Raw genomic sequence first — 19,982 nt, forward strand, 5'->3', positions numbered from 1 at the left:
TAAGGAAAACCTTTTGCTAGAATTATTTTTTTGAAAGAAGTTGACAGTATCCGACTAATAATGATACTATAGCAAAGGTGCTCCTATGTTACCCTGTAACTTTGGAGGATATGGACCATGTCTTATGAAAAAGTAATACAGGCAAAGTCAGTGATTATAGGGACGAAGCAAGCAGTTAGAGCTCTTAAAAACAATTTAATTCAAGAAGTTATCATCGCTGATGATGCAGATATATACTTGACTGGGCGTGTCGTTGAGACTGCCAAAGAATTGGATGTTCCTATCACATATGTTGATTCGATGAGAATGCTTGGCAAAGCATGTGGTATTGATGTCGGAGCAGCAACTGTTGCCATCAAAAAGTAAAGATGTTTTTGCAATAATATTTGCAAAGACTTTGTTTTTACCCATTTATGAACCACCTGGATGTGTGGTACTAGAAATGAAAACGTGAAGGGAGGAAAAATGTAATGCCTACTATTAATCAATTAGTGCGTAAAGGACGCGAGTCTAAAGAGGTTAATTCAAAATCTCCAGCACTTAACAAAGGCTACAACAGCTTTAAAAAAGCACAAACTAACGTATCATCTCCGCAAAAACGTGGTGTTTGCACTCGTGTGGGTACTATGACACCGAAAAAACCAAACTCCGCGTTACGTAAATATGCGCGTGTACGTTTAACAAACGGTATCGAGGTAACAGCTTATATCCCAGGTATCGGTCACAACCTACAAGAACACAGCGTGGTTCTTATCCGTGGCGGTCGTGTAAAAGATTTACCAGGGGTACGTTACCATATCGTACGTGGTGCTCTTGATACAGCTGGAGTTAACAATCGTATGCAAGGCCGTTCTAAATACGGTACTAAGCGTCCGAAAGCAGCAAAAAAATAATCTTAAACAAAAATTGAACTTTCTTGAAAGGAGGAAATACAATGCCTCGTAAAGGACCTGTAACGAAAAGAGACGTATTACCAGATCCAATATATAATTCAAAACTTGTGACTCGCTTAATCAACAAATTAATGGTTGATGGACAAAGAGGTAAATCACAAAAAATTCTTTACTCTGCATTTGATTTAATCAAAGAACGTACTGGCAATGAGCCGATCGAAGTTTTCGATCAAGCACTTAAAAACATCATGCCTGTACTAGAAGTAAAAGCACGCCGTGTGGGTGGAGCTAACTACCAAGTACCAGTTGAGGTGCGTCCAGATCGCAAATCGACTCTAGGACTTCGTTGGTTAGTAAACTACTCTCGCCTTCGTGGAGAAAAAACGATGGAAGAGCGTTTAGCTTATGAAATCATGGATGCTGCCAACAATACTGGAGCAGCAGTTAAGAAACGTGAAGATACACACAAAATGGCTGAAGCCAACAAAGCTTTCGCACATTATCGCTGGTAAGATCAATCACTATAAAATCCTTATAGAAGGAAGGAGAAAGACAAATGGCAAGAGAGTTCTCCTTAGCAAACACTCGTAATATCGGTATCATGGCTCACATCGATGCCGGTAAAACGACAACAACAGAACGTGTTCTATATTACACTGGTAAAATCCACAAAATTGGTGAAACGCACGAAGGTGCATCTCAAATGGACTGGATGGAACAGGAACAAGAACGCGGAATCACGATCACTTCTGCTGCAACAACTGCACAGTGGAAAGGTCACCGTGTAAACATCATCGATACACCAGGACACGTAGACTTCACAGTTGAAGTTGAACGCTCTTTGCGCGTACTTGATGGAGCTGTAGCTGTACTTGATGCCCAATCAGGTGTTGAGCCTCAAACTGAAACAGTTTGGCGCCAAGCTACAACTTACGGTGTACCACGTGTTGTATTCGTAAATAAAATGGACAAAATCGGTGCAGATTTCTTGTATTCAGTTGGAACAATCCACGATCGTTTACAAGCTAACGCTCACCCAGTTCAGTTACCAATCGGAGCAGAGGATCAATTCTCTGCAATCATCGACCTTATTGAAATGAAAACTCATTTCTATGGTAATGACCTAGGAACTGACATCACTGTCGGTGAAATTCCTGAAGAACACCGGGAATTAGCTGAAGAATACCGTGAAAAGTTAATTGAAGCAGTAGCGGAAGTAAATGAAGACTTAATGGAAAAATACCTTGGCGGCGAAGAAATCAGCATTGCTGAATTGAAAGCAGCTATTCGTACAGCAACCGTTAATGTTGAGTTCTTCCCTGTTATTTGTGGATCAGCTTTCAAAAACAAAGGTGTTCAATTAATGCTTGATAACGTTATCGACTTCCTTCCATCTCCATTGGATGTACCAGCTATCAAAGGTACATTACCGGATTCAGAAGAAGAAGTGGAACGTCATTCAGATGATTCTGAACCGTTCTCAGCTTTAGCGTTTAAAGTTATGACTGACCCTTACGTTGGTAAACTTACATTCTTCCGTGTGTACTCAGGTACATTAGAATCAGGATCTTATGTAATCAACTCAACTAAAGGAAAACGTGAACGTATTGGACGTATCCTTCAAATGCACGCTAACAGCCGTGAAGAAATCTCTACTGTATACGCAGGGGATATCGCAGCTGCAGTCGGATTGAAAGATACTACAACTGGAGATACTCTATGTGATGACAAGAACCAAGTAATTCTTGAATCCATGGTGTTCCCAGAGCCAGTTATCTCACTATCAGTTGAACCGAAATCAAAAGCAGACCAAGACAAAATGTCTCAAGCTTTACAAAAGCTACAAGATGAAGATCCAACATTCCGTGCGCATACTGACCAAGAAACTGGTCAAACAATCATCGCTGGTATGGGTGAACTTCACTTGGACATCCTTGTTGACCGTATGCGTCGTGAATTCAAAGTGGAAGCAAACGTTGGTGCTCCTCAAGTAGCATACCGTGAAACTTTCCGTGGTTCAGCCAAAGTTGAAGGTAAATTCGTTCGCCAATCTGGTGGTCGTGGACAATTCGGACACGTATGGATCGAATTCGGTCCAAACGAAGAAGGTAAAGGTTTCGAATTTGAAAATGCTATCGTCGGTGGTGTAGTACCACGTGAATACATCCCTGCTGTACAAGCTGGATTAGTTGATTCACTTGACCGTGGTGTACTTGCTGGTTACCCGCTAGTCGACATCAAAGCAAAATTATTCGACGGATCTTACCATGACGTTGACTCCAATGAAATGGCATTTAAAATCGCTGCATCAATGGCACTAAAAAATGCAGCATCTAAATGTAGTCCTGTCATCCTTGAACCTATCATGAAAGTGGAAGTAGTTATTCCAGAAGATTACCTAGGCGACATCATGGGAGATATCACATCTCGTCGTGGTCGTGTAGAAGGTATGGAAGCTCGCGGTAACACGCAAATGGTTAAAGCGATGGTTCCACTATCTGAAATGTTCGGATATGCTACATCCTTACGTTCTAACACTCAAGGACGCGGAACATTCTCTATGCACTTCGATCATTATGAAGAAGTACCTAAGAGCATTTCTGAAGAAATCATCAAAAAAAATAAAGGTGAATAATTGATTTTCATCTCTTATTAAAGTATAACTATCTTATGTAAGCTGTGATGGAAGAATTAGTCTTCTTTCACAGCCCTTATATACTTAATCTTTTATTTATAATTTTAAGGAGGAATTCCTAATGGGAAAAGCTAAATTTGATCGTTCAAAACCGCACGTTAACGTTGGAACAATTGGTCACGTTGACCATGGTAAAACAACTCTAACTGCTGCAATCACAACTGTACTTGCTAAATCTGGTGGCGCAGAAGCTCGCGCTTATGACCAAATCGATGGTGCTCCAGAAGAAAGAGAACGTGGTATCACAATCTCTACTGCACACGTTGAGTACGAAACAGCTACTCGTCACTATGCACACGTTGACTGCCCAGGACATGCTGACTATGTTAAAAACATGATCACTGGTGCTGCACAAATGGACGGCGGAATCTTAGTAGTATCTGCTGCTGATGGCCCAATGCCACAAACTCGTGAGCACATCCTTCTTTCTCGTCAAGTAGGTGTACCATACCTAGTAGTATTCATGAACAAATGCGACATGGTAGATGACGAAGAACTTCTTGAATTAGTAGAAATGGAAATCCGTGATCTTCTATCTGAATACGAATTCCCTGGCGATGACATTCCAGTTATCAAAGGATCTGCACTAAAAGCTCTTCAAGGAGAAGCAGCATGGGAAGAAAAAATTCATGAATTAATGACAGCTGTTGACGAGTATATCCCAGAACCAACTCGTGACACTGACAAACCATTCATGATGCCAGTTGAGGATGTATTCTCAATCACTGGTCGTGGAACAGTTGCTACTGGTCGTGTTGAGCGTGGACAAGTTAAAGTCGGTGACGTTGTTGACATCATCGGATTCAACGAAGAGTCTAAACCAACAACAGTAACTGGTGTTGAGATGTTCCGTAAACTTCTTGACTATGCTGAAGCTGGTGACAACATCGGTGCACTACTTCGTGGTGTATCCCGTGAAGATATCCAACGTGGACAAGTACTTGCTAAACCAAGCACTATCACTCCACACACAAAGTTCAAAGCTGAAGTTTATGTTCTTTCTAAAGAAGAAGGTGGACGTCATACTCCATTCTTTACAAACTACCGTCCTCAGTTCTACTTCCGTACAACTGACGTAACTGGTATTTGTAACCTTCCTGAAGGCGTAGAAATGGTTATGCCTGGAGACAACATTGAAATGACTGTAGAACTTATCGCTCCAATCGCTATCGAAGAAGGTACTAAATTCTCTATCCGTGAGGGTGGACGTACTGTAGGCGCTGGCGTAGTTGCTACAATCCAAGAATAATTGATTCGTAAAACAATATTGGAAGGGACGCCTTCCGGGAGAAGCAGATGGGACGCCATCTGCTTCTTTTCTTTTTCTAAAGAATATTGAATCTTTCTTCTATAATACCTGTAAAAGTGAAGTGTGTTTAATCGGTATCATGAGGATTATCGAATTGAAGAAAATGGATATGAAAGACCATATAGAATGTACTTGTAAATACTTGTGATAGTATGTATAATAATAAAAGTGTGCTGCACAAGAAAAATTCAAGTTTAACTTGCGTTCTGCTTGTGTTTTATGTATAATAGACAATGTTGGTCTTTGACTGCGATGATATGGAAGGTTGCTGACACACCCGGCCGCTTTGCCATGGCGAGTGTGTGGGAAATTTCCATTGAGAAGGTCTATTTCAAAATAGGCGAAAAGGAGGGAAAATTATGGCAAAACAAAAAATTCGTATCCGTTTAAAAGCATATGATCACAGAATTCTTGATCAATCTGCTGAGAAAATTGTTGAAACTGCAAAACGTTCTGGTGCGGCTGTATCTGGTCCAATTCCATTACCTACTGAAAGATCGGTATATACGATCCTACGTGCGGTTCATAAATACAAAGATTCTCGTGAACAATTCGAAATGCGTACGCATAAACGTCTAATCGACATCGTTAATCCAACTCCACAAACAGTTGACTCATTGATGCGTTTAGATTTACCATCAGGCGTTGACATTGAAATCAAATTATAATTCATATAAATATGAACAATTACTCTAGGAGGTGTGACTTATGACCAAAGGAATCTTAGGAAGAAAAATCGGTATGACTCAAGTTTTTGCTGAAAACGGTGAACTTATTCCGGTAACAGTTATCGAAGCTGCTAATAACGTGGTTCTTCAAAAGAAAACTGTTGAAACTGATGGCTATGAAGCAGTTCAAGTTGGTTTTGAAAACAAACGTGAAAAGCTTTCTAACAAACCTGAAAAGGGCCATGTTGAAAAAGCAAATACTACTCCTAAGCGCTTCATTCGCGAATTCCGCGGAACGGATCTTACTGAATATGAGATCGGTCAAGAAGTCAATGTAAGTATTTTCGCTGAAGGCGATTTAGTAGATGTATCAGGAATTTCAAAAGGTAAAGGATTCCAAGGCTCTATCAAGCGTCATGGACAATCTCGCGGACCTATGTCTCATGGTTCTCGTTACCACCGTCGCCCAGGTTCAATGGGTCCTGTAGCTCCAAACCGCGTATTCAAAGGTAAACTTTTACCAGGACGTATGGGTGGAGAGCAAATCACTGTTCAAAACTTAGCTATCGTTAAAGTTGATGTTGAACGTAACCTACTATTGATCAAAGGTAATGTACCTGGTGCTAGAAAAGCATTGATCAAAGTTAAAACTGCTGTTAAAGCAAAGTAATTTCTGAGAAAGGAGGAGCAATAGAATGCCAAAAGTTACATTGTTCAACCAAACAGGTTCACAAGTTGGCGACATCGAACTAAATGAATCCATCTTTGGTATCGAACCTAATAATCACGTATTATTTGAAGCAATCATCATGCAACGAGCTTCCTTACGTCAAGGAACTCATAAAGTTAAAAACCGTTCTGAAGTTGCAGGCGGTGGACGTAAACCTTGGAAACAAAAAGGAACAGGACGTGCGCGTCAAGGTTCTATCCGTTCTCCACAATGGCGTGGCGGTGGCGTTGTTTTTGGACCAACTCCAAGATCTTACGCTTACAAGCTACCTAAAAAGGTACGTCGTTTAGCTATTAAATCTGCATTGTCTGCAAAGGCATTGGAAGAGAACATTTTGGTACTTGAAAGCTTGTCTTTCGAAGCTCCAAAAACAAAAGAGTTTGTAGCTGTACTTAAAAACCTTTCTGTTGATACTAAAACGTTGGTAGTTACTGACGGTTTAGATGAGAAAGTTGCTCTTTCTGCACGTAACATCCCTGGTGTTACTGTAGTTGAAGCTGATGGTCTTAATGTTCTTGATGTTGTTTCACACAACAAATTGATCTTGACTAAATCAGCTGTCGAAAAAGTAGAGGAGGTGCTTGCATAATGGATGCACGCGATATCATTAAGCGCCCCGTAATCACTGAACGCTCTTCAGACATAATGGCTGAAAAGAAATATACTTTTGAAGTTGATGTTAGAGCTAATAAAACTCAAGTTAAAGATGCTGTTCAAGAAATTTTCGGCGTTAAAGTTGAGAAAGTAAACATCATGAACTACAAAGGTAAATTCAAACGCATGGGCAAACATGCAGGCTATACTAACAAGCGCCGTAAAGCTATTGTTAAATTAACTGCTGACAGCAAAGAAATCGAGCTATTCGAGGCTTAATTCATTAGAGAAGGAGGGAAATACAAATGGCGATTAAGAAGTATAAACCTACCTCTAACGGTCGACGTAATATGACAACTTCCGATTTTGCTGAGATCACTACAGACAAACCGGAAAAATCATTACTTGCTCCTTTACACAGCAAAGGCGGCCGTAATAACCAAGGTAAGTTAACAGTTCGTCATCAAGGTGGCGGCCACAAGCGTCAATACCGTATCATCGATTTCAAACGGAATAAAGATGGTATACCAGGACGCGTTGCTACTATTGAGTACGATCCAAATCGTTCTGCAAACATTGCATTAATTAATTACGTTGATGGAGAAAAACGTTATATCCTAGCTCCGAAAAACCTAGAAGTAGGTTTGGAAGTTATGTCAGGTCCAGAAGCTGACATCAAAGTGGGTAACGCACTTCCTCTTATTAACATCCCAGTTGGTACAGTAATTCATAACATCGAACTTAAACCAGGAAAAGGTGGACAATTAGTCCGTTCAGCAGGAACATCTGCTCAAGTACTTGGTAAAGAAGGTCGTTATGTACTTGTACGTTTAAACTCAGGTGAGGTTCGTATGATTCTTGCTACTTGCCGTGCATCAATCGGTCAAGTTGGTAATGAACAACATGAACTTATCAACATTGGTAAAGCTGGCCGTAACCGTTGGTTAGGTAAACGCCCAACAGTTCGTGGATCTGTAATGAACCCGAATGATCACCCACACGGTGGTGGTGAAGGTAAAGCGCCAATCGGACGTAAATCACCAATGTCTCCATGGGGTAAACCTACTCTTGGATTCAAAACTCGTAAGAAGAAAAACAAATCCGATAAATTTATCGTACGTCGTCGTAAAAAATAACGGGATTGAGCTACGGTTCATATATAGAACCGTAGAACAGTCACGAAGGGAGGTACTCGCATGGGTCGTAGCTTAAAAAAAGGGCCTTTTGTTGATGATCATTTATTGGTAAAAGTTGAAAAATTAAATGAAGCTGACAAGAAACAGGTAGTAAAAACTTGGTCTCGTCGCTCAACAATCTTCCCGCAATTCATCGGACACACAATCGCCGTTTATGACGGTCGTAAGCATGTGCCGGTTTATGTAACAGAAGATATGGTAGGTCACAAACTAGGCGAATTCGCGCCTACACGCACTTATAAAGGTCACGCAAGTGATGACAAGAAAACAAGACGTTAATGAGAGGAGGGCATCTCATGCAAGCTAAAGCTGTCGCTAAAACAGTTCGTATTGCTCCTCGTAAAGTGCGTTTAGTCGCAGATTTAATTCGAGGAAAACAAGTAGGTGAAGCAGTAGCGATTCTTCGCTTAACACCAAAATCTGCTTCTCCAGTCGTAGAAAAAATTCTGAAATCTGCTATCGCAAATGCAGAACACAACTACGAAATGGATATTAATAACCTAGTCGTTTCAGAGGCATACGTTAACGAAGGACCAACATTAAAACGTTTCCGTCCTCGCGCTCAAGGTCGTGCGAGTGCAATTAACAAACGTACTAGTCATATTACAATCGTTGTATCAGAAAAGAAGGAGGGGTAATCTGTGGGTCAAAAGGTAAATCCAATCGGTATGCGTATCGGGATAATCCGTGACTGGGAATCCAAATGGTACGCTGATAAAGACTACGCAGTTCTTTTGCATGAAGACATCAAAGTTCGTGAATATATCGCGAAACGTCTAAATGATGCTTCTGTTTCAAAAGTTGAAATCGAGCGTGCAGCTAACCGTATCAATGTATCTGTCCACACTGCTAAACCAGGAATGGTTATCGGTAAAGGCGGTACTGAGGTCGAAGCACTTCGTAAAGCTTTGAACCAGTTGACTGGCAAAAGAGTTCATATCAATATCATCGAAATTAAAAGAGCAGATCTTGATGCAAAATTGGTTGCAGAAAACATCGCTCGTCAATTAGAAAACCGTGTTTCATTCCGTCGCGCTCAAAAGCAAGCTATCCAACGTACTATGCGTTCTGGAGCAAAAGGAATCAAAACACAAGTTTCTGGTCGTCTTGGCGGTGCTGATATTGCTCGTGCTGAACATTACAGCGAAGGAACAGTTCCACTTCACACACTTCGTGCAGACATAGATTATGCTCATGCTGAAGCAGATACTACTTACGGTAAGCTAGGCGTGAAAGTTTGGATCTACCGTGGAGAAGTTCTTCCTACTAAGAAGAAATCTGAGGAAGGAGGAAAATAATATGTTATTGCCAAAACGCGTAAAATACCGTCGTGAACACCGCGGTAAGATGAGAGGGATGGCTAAAGGCGGCACTGAAGTTCATTTCGGAGAATTTGGACTTCAAGCTCAAGAAGCTTCCTGGATCACGAACCGTCAAATCGAAGCAGCTCGTATTGCGATGACTCGTTATATGAAACGTGGAGGGAAAGTTTGGATCAAAATCTTCCCAAGCAAACCTTACACAGCTAAGCCGCTTGAAGTACGGATGGGTTCCGGTAAAGGTGCTCCTGAAGGTTGGGTAGCAGTAGTTAAACCGGGCAAAGTTATGTTTGAAATCTCTGGTGTATCTGAAGAGGTGGCAAGAGAAGCATTGCGCCTTGCAGCACACAAACTTCCAATCAAATGCAAGTTTGTAAAAAGAGAGGAAATTGGTGGTGAAACAAATGAAAGCTAATGAAATCAAAGATCTAACCACTGCTGAAATTGAACAAAAACTAAAATCTCTTAAAGAAGAACTATTTAATCTTCGTTTCCAGTTAGCTACTGGACAACTTGAAAATACAGCTCGCATCCGTGAAGTTCGCAAATCGATTGCTCGTATGAAAACAGTTGTTCGTCAAAGAGAGATCGGTGTCACTAATCGATAATGAATGGAGGTTTGCAGAATGAGCGAACGCAACCAACGCAAAATCTACACTGGACGCGTAGTATCCGACAAAATGGATAAAACAGTTACAGTTGTTGTAGAAACCTATAAAAAGCATTCTTTATACGGTAAACGCGTGAAATACTCTAAAAAGTTTAAAGCTCATGACGAGCTAAACGAAGCTAAAGCAGGCGACGTAGTACGTATCATGGAAACTCGTCCACTTTCAGCTACAAAACGCTTCCGTCTTGTAGAAGTAGTAGAAAAAGCAGTAATCATTTAATATAGTTCGGATTAAGCTAATTCCGAAGGGAGGTACCGTACATGATTCAACAAGAATCTCGTTTAAAAGTCGCTGACAATTCTGGTGCTCGTGAAGTGCTAACAATTAAAGTCCTAGGTGGTTCTGGCCGTAAAACTGCAAACATCGGTGATATCATCGTTTGTACAGTCAACCAGGCAACACCAGGAGGCGTTGTTAAAAAAGGTGAAGTCGTTAAGGCTGTTGTTGTCCGTACAAAACGTGGTATGCGTCGTCCTGACGGTTCTTACATTCGTTTCGATGAAAACGCATGTGTAATTATCCGTGACGATAAGAGCCCACGTGGAACGCGTATTTTTGGACCTGTTGCTCGTGAATTACGTGACAATAGTTTCATGAAAATCGTTTCTCTTGCTCCAGAAGTTCTATAATATGTAAAATTTGTATAAAGCCTTTCAAGGAGGTGCCAAGCTAATGCATGTTAAAAAAGGTGACAAAGTCGTAGTCATCTCTGGTAAGGACAAAGGCAAACAAGGAACAATTCTTTCTGCATATCCGAAACAAAATCGTGTGCTTGTTGAAGGAATTAACATCGTGAAAAAGCATTCCAAGCCATCTCAACTTAATCCACAAGGTGGAATTATAAGCAAAGAAGCTGCTATTCACGTATCCAATGTAATGCCACTTGATCCTAAATCAGGTAAACCGACTCGTGTTGGATATAAGATCGAAAATGGTAAAAAAGTACGCGTAGCTAAAATATCAGGTGAATCTTTAGATAAATAAGTCATAAATGAAGGGAGGTACACTAAGCAATGAGCCGCCTTAAAGAAAAATTCAGAAGTGAAATTACACCGTCATTGATGGGTAAATTCAACTATCAATCAGTAATGCAAGTACCAAACATTGAGAAAATCGTTATTAACATGGGTGTGGGTGACGCAGTTTCTAACTCGAAAGCTTTAGATACAGCTGTTGAAGAACTTACATTGATCACTGGTCAAAAACCAGTTATAACAAAAGCAAAAAAATCAATCGCAGGTTTCCGTTTGCGTGAAGGTATGCCTATCGGAGCGAAAGTTACATTACGTGGAGAGCGTATGTATCAATTCCTTGATAAGCTAGTATCTGTATCTTTACCGCGTGTACGTGATTTCCGCGGCGTTTCAAAGAAATCCTTTGACGGACGTGGGAACTATACATTAGGCGTTAAAGAACAACTTATCTTCCCTGAGATTGATTACGATAAAGTGAGCAAAGTTCGTGGTATGGACATCGTTATCGTAACGACTGCCAACACTGACGAAGAAGCTCGTGAACTACTTACTCAAGTTGGAATGCCGTTCCAAAAGTAATCTCTAAATAAAGGGAGGCGAAATCGTGGCTAAAAAGTCTATGATCGTAAAGCAAAAACGCGAACAGAAGTTTAAAGTACAAGAATATACACGTTGCGAACGTTGCGGACGTCCACATTCAGTACTACGTAAATTTAAACTTTGTCGTATTTGTTTCCGCGAACTTGCATATAAAGGACAAATTCCTGGCGTTAAAAAAGCTAGCTGGTAAAACCCGAGTTTGGGAAGGAGGTAAAATATAATGGTCATGACAGATCCTATTGCAGATATGCTTACTCGCATCCGTAATGCGAATATGGTTCGTCACGAAAAACTGGAAGTTCCTGCTTCAAAGATCAAAAAGGAAATTGCTGAGATCTTAAAAAGTGAAGGCTTCGTACGTGACTTTGAATTAATCGAAGACAACAAACAAGGTATCATCCGTATCTTCTTAAAATACGGTGCAAACAACGAACGTGTTATCACTGGTCTAAAACGTATCAGCAAACCTGGTTTGCGTGTATATGCAAAAACTGGAGAGGTACCACGCGTTCTTAACGGTTTAGGTATCGCAATTGTTTCTACTTCTCACGGAGTTTTAACAGACAAGGAAGCTCGCTCTAAACAAGTTGGCGGAGAAGTTTTAGCATACGTTTGGTAATACATTTTCACAAGAATGGAGGTGCACATTATGTCTCGTATAGGTAAAAAACCTATTGAAATCCCTGCAGGCGTGACAGTTACTATTACTGGAAGTGAAGTAACTGTTAAAGGACCTAAAGGTGAATTAACTAGATCATTCAATCCTGACCTTTCAATCGTTGTTGAAGAGAACGTGTTAACTGTTACACGTCCGTCTGACGAGAAGGCTCACCGTTCTTTACACGGTACTACTCGCGCACTTATCTCTAACATGGTTGAAGGTGTATCAACAGGTTTCGTAAAATCACTTGAACTTATTGGGGTTGGGTACCGTGCACAAAAGCAAGGTAACAAGCTTGTCCTTAACGTAGGATATTCCCACCCTGTAGAAATAGAGCCAGAAGCTGGCGTTGAAGTCGAAGTTCCTTCTAATACAAAAGTAATCATCAAAGGTGCAAGCAAAGAACGTGTAGGAGCTCTAGCAGCTAATATCCGTGATGTTCGCCCGCCTGAGCCGTATAAAGGTAAAGGTATCCGTTACGAAGGCGAATTCGTTCGTCGTAAAGAAGGTAAAACTGGTAAGTAATGCCGCATAAGTAAACGAAAGGAGTGACGTAAATGATTACGAAGCTTGATAAAAATGCTACTCGTCAGAAAAGACATGCGCGTGTACGTGCTAAGCTTTCTGGAACAGAAGCTCGTCCTCGTTTAAATGTGTTTCGTTCAAACAAACACATTTACGCACAATTAATTGACGATGCAAAAGGCGTAACATTGGCAAGTGCTTCAACTCTTGATAAAGAGATCAATATCGAAGCAGGTAGCAATGCTGAAGCAGCTCAAAAAGTTGGCGAACTTATTGCGAAACGTGCTGTTGAAAAAGGTTTCAAAGCTGTGGTGTTTGACCGCGGTGGTTACCTCTTCCATGGTCGTGTAAAAGCATTGGCTGACGCTGCTCGTGAAAACGGCTTAGAATTTTAATGGATAAGGAGGGACATAACAGATGCGTAGCATTGATCCTAATAAATTAGAACTTGAAGAACGCGTAGTTACAGTTAATCGTGTAGCTAAAGTTGTTAAAGGCGGACGTCGTTTCCGTTTCACTGCACTAGTTGTTGTTGGTGATAAAAATGGTCATGTTGGATTTGGTACTGGTAAAGCTCAAGAAGTTCCGGATGCTATCCGTAAAGCTATTGAGGATGCTAAGAAAAATCTAATTACTGTACCGATGGTTGGTACTACTATTCCTCATCTTGTGAACGGTCGCTATGGCGCAGGTCACATTCTATTGAAACCAGCTTCTGAAGGTACAGGAGTAATTGCTGGTGGTCCTGTTCGTGCGGTACTTGAATTAGGCGGAGTTAGCGATATCTTGTCTAAATCACTAGGTACTAATACACCTATTAATATGGTTCGCGCAACAATTGAAGGATTGAAGCAATTGAAACGTGCTGAAGACGTAGCTAAGTTACGTGGAAAATCAGTACAAGAACTGTTAGGATAAGGAGGGAAATCGAATTATGGCTAATAAATTAGAAATCACCCTCACTCGCAGCTTGATTGGTCGTCCTGAAGATCAACGTGTTACAGTTAACACTTTGGGTTTACGCAAAATGCATCAAACGGTTGTTCAAGAAGATAACCCTGCGATTCGCGGTATGATTACCAAAGTTGCTCATCTTGTTACTGTAAAAGAACAATAAAATAATTTTTAACTTAACAAGGAGGTGCCAACATGAAACTTCATGAGTTAAAAGCTGCAGAAGGTTCTCGTAAAGAACGTAAACGTAAAGGTCGCGGTATTGGATCTGGTAACGGTAAAACAGCAGGTAAAGGACACAAAGGACAAAACGCTCGCTCCGGCGGCGGTGTGCGTCTTGGATTTGAAGGGGGTCAAACTCCTCTATTCAGACGTTTACCTAAACGTGGATTTACCAACATCAACCGTAAAGACTATGCTATCGTGAATCTTGATACGTTAAATCTTTTCGAAGACGGTACTGAAGTAACACCAGCTCTTTTACTTGAGACTGGGGTTGTAAGTAAAGAAAAAGCAGGAATCAAAATTCTTGCCAAAGGAAGCATTGAGAAAAAGCTTACTGTTAAAGCTCACAAATTCTCGTCTACTGCTAAAGAAGCTATCGAAGCTGCTGGCGGTAATACAGAGGTGATCTAATGTTTCGCACGATCTCCAATTTTATGCGCGTGGGTGAAATAAGGAATAAGATTATTTTTACCCTTCTAATGTTAATCGTCTATCGCATCGGTACATTTATACCTGTACCGCATGTGAATGCCGATTTTCTCGCTGAACAGGACCAGCTGAGCGTCATCGGTCTTTTAAATACCTTTGGCGGCGGAGCACTGCAAAACTTTTCGATATTAGCGATGGGTATCATGCCTTACATCACGGCATCCATCATCGTTCAGCTGTTACAGATGGATGTTGTTCCTAAGTTCACTGAATGGTCTAAACAAGGGGAAGCAGGGCGCCGTAAATTAGCACAATTCACTCGTTACTTCACTATTATCCTAGGATTTATCCAAGCAGTTGGTATGTCTTATGGGTTCAATAATATGTCAGGTGGACAGTTGATTGAAAATCCTGGAATTGCAACATACTTGCTTATTGCGACTGTCTTAACGGCAGGAACAGCTTTTCTTCTGTGGTTAGGGGAGCTGATCACTGCTAAGGGTGTGGGTAATGGGATCTCCATCATCATCTTTGCTGGTATCGTAGCTAGTTTGCCAACTACGGCAAATCAGATTTACGCCCAACAATTTGAAAATGCCGGTGATCAATTATTCTTACGAATCATAACGATTATCCTCATTGTTTTAGCAGTATTAGCAATCGTGGTTGCTGTTATCTTCATTCAGCAGGCATTACGTAAAATTCCTATTCAGTATGCGAAACGTGCTGCGGTAGGTCGTACACAAATGGGTGGCCAGTCTACTCATTTACCATTGAAAGTAAATGCTGCGGGGGTTATTCCGGTAATCTTTGCAATGGCATTTATCATTACTCCCACTACAATCGCTTCTTTCTTTGGAAAGAACAGCGTGACTAGTTGGATATCAACAAATCTTGATTATACCAAGCCAATTGGTATGATCATATATGTTGCTCTTATCATTGCTTTTGCGTATTTTTATGCATTCATTCAGGTTAACCCTGAACAAATGGCTGAGAATTTGAAAAAGCAAGGTGGCTATGTGCCTGGGATCCGTCCAGGTAAGAGTACACAAGAATATTTAACACGTGTTTTATACCGTCTGACGTTTGTAGGCTCTATATTTTTAGCCATCATTGCCGTTTTACCGGTATTTTTCATTAAGCTTGCTGATCTGCCTCAATCTGCACAGATTGGTGGAACCAGTTTGCTGATCGTAGTGGGGGTTGCCCTTGATACGATGAAGCAGCTGGAATCACAACTTGTGAAGAGACACTATAAAGGCTTTATAAAGTAATGAGTTTTGGGAACGGCTTGTTCCCTTTACCCATTATAGAGTTTGAGGGGGAAGAAAATTGAATCTAGTGTTAATGGGTCTGCCTGGTGCTGGTAAGGGCACTCAAGCTGAACAAATCGTAGAAAAATATAATATCCCTCATATCTCTACTGGAGATATGTTCCGAACAGCTATCAAAGATGGAACAGAATTAGGTCTAAAGGCGAAATCATTCATGGACAAAGGCGAGTTGGTACCTGATGAAGTTACCATTGGCATCGTACGTGAACGGTTAAGCAAGGAAGACTGCCTCAAAGGATTTTTGCTTGATGGATTTCCACGTACTGTGGCACAGGCGGAAGCACTTGAGGGCATTCTTGCTGATTTAGATCGCAAAATGAATTTTGTCATTAATATCGATGTTGATAAAAGCATCTTAATGGAAAGATTGACAGGACGTCGTATTTGCAAATCATGTGGTGCGACATACCATCTTGTTTTCAATCCTCCTGCTAAAGATGATGTATGCGACCGCTGCGGCGGAGAATTATATCAACGTGCCGACGATAATGCAGAAACGGTTCAAAATCGCTTAGATGTGAATTTGAAACAAACCAAGCCACTTCTTGATTTCTACGGAGATAAAGGATACTTGGTCAACATTAACGGACAGCAAGATATTAATAAGGTATTTGAAAATATCGATGTGTTGCTTGGTGCTTTACAAAATTAATCATTCGTATTGATTTATGAAATTCATACCATTTTTATAACTTACTAGTTAAACTTGGTGCATTCCTATAATACAAAGGGTATAATGGATTTCGCGAGAGCATTCGCACATTTATTAATCAGGTTCTTGTACTTGGTATTCCCTGAATTGGGCGATTACTTTTTAAGTGATCTTCATGGACATATCCGGTCGGCAAAATTGATGAAGAAATGCAGTGACTCTATTGGGATTCCTAAAGAGTCGTGATATAGAGGGTTGAAAGAAGCTATGTCAGGCGTGCGCCTTTCAAACATCTCCCATGCTATTCAAACCTATGTCGAGACTAATTGCTTCTCTATTTCGAGAGTATGTCGGTCACGGAATCGGTCAAGACTTACATGAGGGCCCATAAAATCCTCATTTCGGTCCAACTGATAAAGGTCCTCAGTTAAAGCCTGGTTCTACAAAATGGTGAATACTTGATGCAGAATTGTAAGACTTATGAGGATGATTGGACTGTAGTAATGTTGACGGAAAGATGTGTACCTTTAATAGGTTCACGCATAGAGAAGGGAGAATCACTTTAATGGCGAAAGATGATGTAATTGAAGTAGAAGGCACAGTACAAGAGACTTTGCCAAATGCAATGTTTAAGGTAGAATTAGAAAATGGTCATACTGTTTTAGCTCATGTATCCGGTAAAATTCGTATGCACTTTATTCGCATTTTGCCTGGAGATAAAGTTACGGTTGAGCTTTCCCCGTATGATCTAACTCGCGGCAGAATCACATACCGGTTCAAATAATCCGGTTTCGCTCCGATCTGTATAAGGAGGTTAGATAGCAATGAAAGTCAGACCATCAGTCAAACCAATCTGCGAAAAGTGTAAAGTTATCCGCAGAAAAGGTAAAGTTATGGTTATTTGCGAAAACCCTAAACATAAACAAAAACAAGGCTAAATAGAAGGAGGTGCACTCAAGCATGGCACGTATTGCTGGAGTAGATATTCCCCGTGACAAACGTATTGTTATCTCATTAACATATATATATGGTATTGGAAAACAAACAGCGATCAAGATTCTTGCAGAAGCAGGCGTTTCTGAAGAAACTCGCGTTCGTGACTTAACGGAAGACGAATTGAACAAAATTCGTGATATCATTGACAAGCTTAAAGTAGAAGGCGACCTTCGTCGTGAAATCTCCCTAAACATCAAACGTTTAATGGAAATCGGTTCATACCGTGGTTTACGTCACCGTCGTGGTCTTCCTGTTCGCGGTCAAAATACAAAAAACAATGCTCGTACGCGTAAAGGACCTCGTCGTACTGTAGCTAACAAGAAAAAATAATTAGTAAAGGAGGTTACTTTTCATGGCACGTAAAACTAATACACGTAAACGTCGTGTGAAAAAGAATATAGAAACTGGTATTGCACATATTCGTTCAACATTCAATAACACTATCGTTACGATCACTGACTCTCATGGTAATGCTATTTCTTGGTCAAGTGCTGGAGCTCTAGGATTCCGTGGATCTCGTAAATCCACTCCGTTTGCTGCACAAATGGCTGCTGAAACAGCTGCTAAAACATCAATTGAACATGGTATGAAAACTCTTGAAGTTACAGTTAAAGGACCTGGTGCTGGACGTGAGGCTGCTATTCGTGCACTTCAAGCTGCTGGCCTAGAAGTAACTGCAATTAAAGATGTAACTCCAGTTCCACATAACGGATGCCGTCCACCAAAACGTCGCCGTGTTTAATTTTTCTGTATAGATTTTGTATTCCTGTCAATAATGGGATATAATACTGAGTTTGCGTTCTTACAGAGGATTAATTTTCAGTTGTTGCGCACAGCGGGAACGTATACATGGGGAATTTCGGTTTAAGTGAATTCGTTTTACTTGCCGGGGTTTTGACGTTTTGAAGGAGGGTTTATTGATGATCGAAATAGAAAAACCAAAAATCGAAACGGTTGAAATCAACGACGATACCAAATACGGTAAATTCGTCGTAGAGCCACTAGAGCGTGGGTATGGTACTACATTGGGTAACTCCTTACGTCGTATCCTTTTATCCTCACTCCCAGGTGCTGCTGTCACAGCTATACAAATTGATGGAGTGCTACATGAGTTCTCAACAATTGAAGGCGTCGTGGAAGATGTAACATCTATCATTCTTAATGTGAAAAAACTAGCTCTTAAGATTTACTCTGATGAAGAGAAGACGCTGGAAATTGACGTTCAAGGTGACGGAGTCATCACGGCTGCTGATATCACTCATGATAGTGATGTAGAAATTCTTAATCCGGATTTATATATTGCTACAATTGGTAAAAACGGTCATATGCGTATGCGTTTATCTGCACGTCGCGGCCGCGGCTACACTCCTGCTGTTCAAAACAAGAGAGAAGACCAGCCAATTGGTGTAATTCCAATCGATGCTCTTTACACTCCAGTTTCACGCGTATCTTTCCAAGTTGAAAATACACGTGTTGGACAGTTGTCTAACTTTGACAAGTTAACGTTCGATGTTTGGACTGATGGCAGTACTGGTCCGCAAGAAGCGGTAGCACTTGGAGCTAAGATTTTAACAGAGCATTTAAATATCTTTGTTGGTTTAACCGATGAAGCTCAAAATGCTGAAATCATGGTTGAAAAAGAAGAAGATCAAAAAGAAAAAGTTCTTGAGATGACGATCGAAGAATTAGACCTTTCTGTTCGTTCTTACAACTGCTTGAAACGTGCTGGAATCAATACCGTTCAAGAGCTAGCTCATAAAACGGAAGAAGATATGATGAAAGTACGTAATCTAGGACGTAAATCACTTGAAGAAGTGAAAGCGAAACTAGAAGAATTAGGCTTAGGTCTTCGTAAAGACGACTGATAACATGGCGGAATCAATCCATTATGTTGTGAGCCTTGTTATAGACACACAATATAGAACTTCAACAAAGGAGGGAATCTCTAATGGGTTACAGAAAGTTAGGACGCACTAGCGCACAACGTAAAGCATTACTTCGTGATTTAGCTACGGATCTTATTATCCATGAGCGCATTGAAACTACTGAAGCACGTGCAAAGGAATTACGTTCTGTAGTAGATAAAATGATCACTCTTGGTAAACGTGGTGACTTGCATGCACGCCGTCAAGCTGCATCTTTCATCCGTAACGAAATCGCTGACGCTGAGAATGGCACAGATGCCCTTCAAAAACTATTCAGTGACGTGGCTCCACGTTATGAAGAACGTCAAGGTGGATACACTCGTATCATGAAAGTTGGTCCACGCCGCGGTGACGGTGCACCAGTCGTGGTTATTGAATTAGTTTAATAACAACGATGAAAAAGGGCGGGACAAATGAATATACTCACTTGTTCTATGCCCTTTTTCTTTTTTTAAAATAGAAATTCTGTACTTTAGAAATTCGCATTGAGTGTTACGATGGCTGGCGGAACCTGTATCATGCAGGGAGCCTTCACGTCTAGCTCAAGCATCCCTTCCCGCTTTTGATAAGCGATCATAAGATAACCTGTTTTTCGTAACAGGCCCGCTGTTAGCTGCTCTTAATTTACC

34 protein-coding genes are annotated in these 19,982 nt (G+C 40.8%); all 34 read left to right on the plus strand.

The features are described from left to right. Positions 1-117 precede the first annotated feature (117 nt). The 34 genes from ABC374_RS26230 to rplQ all read left to right on the plus strand — a co-directional run bounded on the left by ABC374_RS26230 (position 118) and on the right by rplQ (position 19,739). The gene (locus ABC374_RS26230; RefSeq protein WP_034305040.1) at positions 118-366 is read left to right on the plus strand and encodes a 50S ribosomal protein L7ae-like protein; all 249 of its coding nucleotides are present in this window, start codon (positions 118-120) and stop codon (positions 364-366) included. A gap of 104 nt (positions 367-470) precedes the next feature. After that, positions 471-893, plus strand: a complete 423-nt coding sequence (gene rpsL / locus ABC374_RS26235; RefSeq protein ID WP_034305038.1) for a 30S ribosomal protein S12 — start codon at positions 471-473, stop codon at positions 891-893. A gap of 41 nt (positions 894-934) precedes the next feature. Next, on the plus strand, positions 935-1,405 hold the full coding sequence (gene rpsG, locus ABC374_RS26240) for a 30S ribosomal protein S7 (protein WP_048677878.1): 471 nt from the start codon (positions 935-937) through the stop codon (positions 1,403-1,405). 44 nt (positions 1,406-1,449) lie between these two features. Next, entirely contained in the window at positions 1,450-3,528 is a 2,079-nt protein-coding gene (gene fusA / locus ABC374_RS26245; protein WP_053537044.1) for an elongation factor G, read from the plus strand. Between the two features lie 121 nt (positions 3,529-3,649). Then, positions 3,650-4,837, plus strand: coding sequence for an elongation factor Tu (gene tuf / locus ABC374_RS26250; RefSeq protein WP_054398381.1), 1,188 nt, complete (start codon positions 3,650-3,652; stop codon positions 4,835-4,837). Between the two features lie 419 nt (positions 4,838-5,256). Then, positions 5,257-5,565 carry a 30S ribosomal protein S10 gene (rpsJ, locus tag ABC374_RS26255; protein ID WP_019244375.1) on the plus strand — a complete coding sequence of 103 codons (309 nt, stop codon included), beginning with the start codon at positions 5,257-5,259 and terminating at the stop codon, positions 5,563-5,565. A 40-nt stretch (positions 5,566-5,605) separates the two neighbouring features. After that, the gene (gene rplC / locus ABC374_RS26260; protein WP_034305028.1) at positions 5,606-6,235 is read left to right on the plus strand and encodes a 50S ribosomal protein L3; all 630 of its coding nucleotides are present in this window, start codon (positions 5,606-5,608) and stop codon (positions 6,233-6,235) included. Between the two features lie 25 nt (positions 6,236-6,260). Further along, positions 6,261-6,884, plus strand: coding sequence for a 50S ribosomal protein L4 (gene rplD, locus ABC374_RS26265; protein WP_034305025.1), 624 nt, complete (start codon positions 6,261-6,263; stop codon positions 6,882-6,884). Next, a complete protein-coding gene (gene rplW, locus ABC374_RS26270; protein WP_034305023.1) occupies positions 6,884-7,168 on the plus strand; it encodes a 50S ribosomal protein L23 in 285 nt (94 codons plus the stop codon). Before rplD ends, rplW begins: the two co-directional genes overlap by 1 nt. A gap of 26 nt (positions 7,169-7,194) precedes the next feature. After that, complete coding sequence (gene rplB, locus ABC374_RS26275; protein ID WP_034305021.1) at positions 7,195-8,025, plus strand: 50S ribosomal protein L2; 831 nt, start codon at positions 7,195-7,197, stop codon at positions 8,023-8,025. Positions 8,026-8,085: 60 nt separating this feature from the next. Further along, positions 8,086-8,364: a 30S ribosomal protein S19 gene (rpsS, locus tag ABC374_RS26280; RefSeq protein ID WP_034305018.1), complete on the plus strand. Its 279-nt coding sequence runs from the start codon at positions 8,086-8,088 to the stop codon at positions 8,362-8,364. 17 nt (positions 8,365-8,381) lie between these two features. Next, a complete protein-coding gene (rplV, locus tag ABC374_RS26285; protein ID WP_034305017.1) occupies positions 8,382-8,723 on the plus strand; it encodes a 50S ribosomal protein L22 in 342 nt (113 codons plus the stop codon). 3 nt (positions 8,724-8,726) lie between these two features. After that, entirely contained in the window at positions 8,727-9,383 is a 657-nt protein-coding gene (gene rpsC / locus ABC374_RS26290; protein ID WP_034305014.1) for a 30S ribosomal protein S3, read from the plus strand. A gap of 1 nt (position 9,384) precedes the next feature. Beyond that, the gene (gene rplP / locus ABC374_RS26295; protein ID WP_034305012.1) at positions 9,385-9,819 is read left to right on the plus strand and encodes a 50S ribosomal protein L16; all 435 of its coding nucleotides are present in this window, start codon (positions 9,385-9,387) and stop codon (positions 9,817-9,819) included. Next, the gene (rpmC, locus tag ABC374_RS26300) at positions 9,809-10,012 is read left to right on the plus strand and encodes a 50S ribosomal protein L29 (RefSeq protein WP_034305010.1); all 204 of its coding nucleotides are present in this window, start codon (positions 9,809-9,811) and stop codon (positions 10,010-10,012) included. The genes rplP and rpmC overlap by 11 nt, the downstream gene beginning before the upstream one ends. Before the next feature lie 18 nt (positions 10,013-10,030). Beyond that, the gene (rpsQ, locus tag ABC374_RS26305) at positions 10,031-10,294 is read left to right on the plus strand and encodes a 30S ribosomal protein S17 (RefSeq protein WP_048677887.1); all 264 of its coding nucleotides are present in this window, start codon (positions 10,031-10,033) and stop codon (positions 10,292-10,294) included. A 41-nt stretch (positions 10,295-10,335) separates the two neighbouring features. Then, complete coding sequence (gene rplN, locus ABC374_RS26310; protein ID WP_413020140.1) at positions 10,336-10,704, plus strand: 50S ribosomal protein L14; 369 nt, start codon at positions 10,336-10,338, stop codon at positions 10,702-10,704. A 43-nt stretch (positions 10,705-10,747) separates the two neighbouring features. Next, positions 10,748-11,059 carry a 50S ribosomal protein L24 gene (rplX, locus tag ABC374_RS26315; RefSeq protein ID WP_034305002.1) on the plus strand — a complete coding sequence of 104 codons (312 nt, stop codon included), beginning with the start codon at positions 10,748-10,750 and terminating at the stop codon, positions 11,057-11,059. Between the two features lie 29 nt (positions 11,060-11,088). Beyond that, the gene (rplE, locus tag ABC374_RS26320) at positions 11,089-11,628 is read left to right on the plus strand and encodes a 50S ribosomal protein L5 (protein ID WP_034305000.1); all 540 of its coding nucleotides are present in this window, start codon (positions 11,089-11,091) and stop codon (positions 11,626-11,628) included. A gap of 25 nt (positions 11,629-11,653) precedes the next feature. Next, the gene (locus ABC374_RS26325) at positions 11,654-11,839 is read left to right on the plus strand and encodes a type Z 30S ribosomal protein S14 (RefSeq protein ID WP_034304998.1); all 186 of its coding nucleotides are present in this window, start codon (positions 11,654-11,656) and stop codon (positions 11,837-11,839) included. Positions 11,840-11,869: 30 nt separating this feature from the next. Continuing rightward, positions 11,870-12,268 (plus strand): 30S ribosomal protein S8, encoded by a 399-nt coding sequence (gene rpsH, locus ABC374_RS26330; RefSeq protein WP_034304995.1) that lies wholly within the window; start codon positions 11,870-11,872, stop codon positions 12,266-12,268. A gap of 30 nt (positions 12,269-12,298) precedes the next feature. After that, a complete protein-coding gene (rplF, locus tag ABC374_RS26335) occupies positions 12,299-12,835 on the plus strand; it encodes a 50S ribosomal protein L6 (RefSeq protein WP_192207445.1) in 537 nt (178 codons plus the stop codon). 32 nt (positions 12,836-12,867) lie between these two features. Further along, positions 12,868-13,230 carry a 50S ribosomal protein L18 gene (gene rplR, locus ABC374_RS26340; protein ID WP_101225873.1) on the plus strand — a complete coding sequence of 121 codons (363 nt, stop codon included), beginning with the start codon at positions 12,868-12,870 and terminating at the stop codon, positions 13,228-13,230. 22 nt (positions 13,231-13,252) lie between these two features. Beyond that, complete coding sequence (gene rpsE, locus ABC374_RS26345; RefSeq protein WP_034304987.1) at positions 13,253-13,753, plus strand: 30S ribosomal protein S5; 501 nt, start codon at positions 13,253-13,255, stop codon at positions 13,751-13,753. A gap of 16 nt (positions 13,754-13,769) precedes the next feature. Further along, complete coding sequence (gene rpmD / locus ABC374_RS26350; protein WP_034304984.1) at positions 13,770-13,952, plus strand: 50S ribosomal protein L30; 183 nt, start codon at positions 13,770-13,772, stop codon at positions 13,950-13,952. A gap of 32 nt (positions 13,953-13,984) precedes the next feature. Next, positions 13,985-14,425 carry a 50S ribosomal protein L15 gene (gene rplO, locus ABC374_RS26355; protein WP_034304982.1) on the plus strand — a complete coding sequence of 147 codons (441 nt, stop codon included), beginning with the start codon at positions 13,985-13,987 and terminating at the stop codon, positions 14,423-14,425. Further along, positions 14,425-15,720 (plus strand): preprotein translocase subunit SecY, encoded by a 1,296-nt coding sequence (gene secY / locus ABC374_RS26360; RefSeq protein WP_034304981.1) that lies wholly within the window; start codon positions 14,425-14,427, stop codon positions 15,718-15,720. The genes rplO and secY overlap by 1 nt, the downstream gene beginning before the upstream one ends. 58 nt (positions 15,721-15,778) lie before the next feature. Then, complete coding sequence (locus tag ABC374_RS26365) at positions 15,779-16,432, plus strand: adenylate kinase (RefSeq protein WP_350300872.1); 654 nt, start codon at positions 15,779-15,781, stop codon at positions 16,430-16,432. Between the two features lie 565 nt (positions 16,433-16,997). Further along, complete coding sequence (infA, locus tag ABC374_RS26370; RefSeq protein ID WP_028390440.1) at positions 16,998-17,216, plus strand: translation initiation factor IF-1; 219 nt, start codon at positions 16,998-17,000, stop codon at positions 17,214-17,216. 40 nt (positions 17,217-17,256) lie between these two features. Beyond that, the gene (rpmJ, locus tag ABC374_RS26375) at positions 17,257-17,370 is read left to right on the plus strand and encodes a 50S ribosomal protein L36 (RefSeq protein WP_003156543.1); all 114 of its coding nucleotides are present in this window, start codon (positions 17,257-17,259) and stop codon (positions 17,368-17,370) included. 22 nt (positions 17,371-17,392) lie between these two features. After that, entirely contained in the window at positions 17,393-17,758 is a 366-nt protein-coding gene (gene rpsM / locus ABC374_RS26380) for a 30S ribosomal protein S13 (protein WP_034304978.1), read from the plus strand. A 22-nt stretch (positions 17,759-17,780) separates the two neighbouring features. Beyond that, positions 17,781-18,170: a 30S ribosomal protein S11 gene (rpsK, locus tag ABC374_RS26385; protein ID WP_028390438.1), complete on the plus strand. Its 390-nt coding sequence runs from the start codon at positions 17,781-17,783 to the stop codon at positions 18,168-18,170. A gap of 178 nt (positions 18,171-18,348) precedes the next feature. Continuing rightward, a complete protein-coding gene (locus ABC374_RS26390; protein ID WP_034304976.1) occupies positions 18,349-19,293 on the plus strand; it encodes a DNA-directed RNA polymerase subunit alpha in 945 nt (314 codons plus the stop codon). A gap of 83 nt (positions 19,294-19,376) precedes the next feature. After that, positions 19,377-19,739 carry a 50S ribosomal protein L17 gene (rplQ, locus tag ABC374_RS26395; protein ID WP_034304973.1) on the plus strand — a complete coding sequence of 121 codons (363 nt, stop codon included), beginning with the start codon at positions 19,377-19,379 and terminating at the stop codon, positions 19,737-19,739. The last annotated feature ends 243 nt before the right edge of the window (positions 19,740-19,982 follow it).

This window comes from Peribacillus phoenicis, assembly GCF_047238085.1.
Taxonomy (GTDB): Bacteria; Bacillota; Bacilli; order Bacillales; family DSM-1321; genus Peribacillus.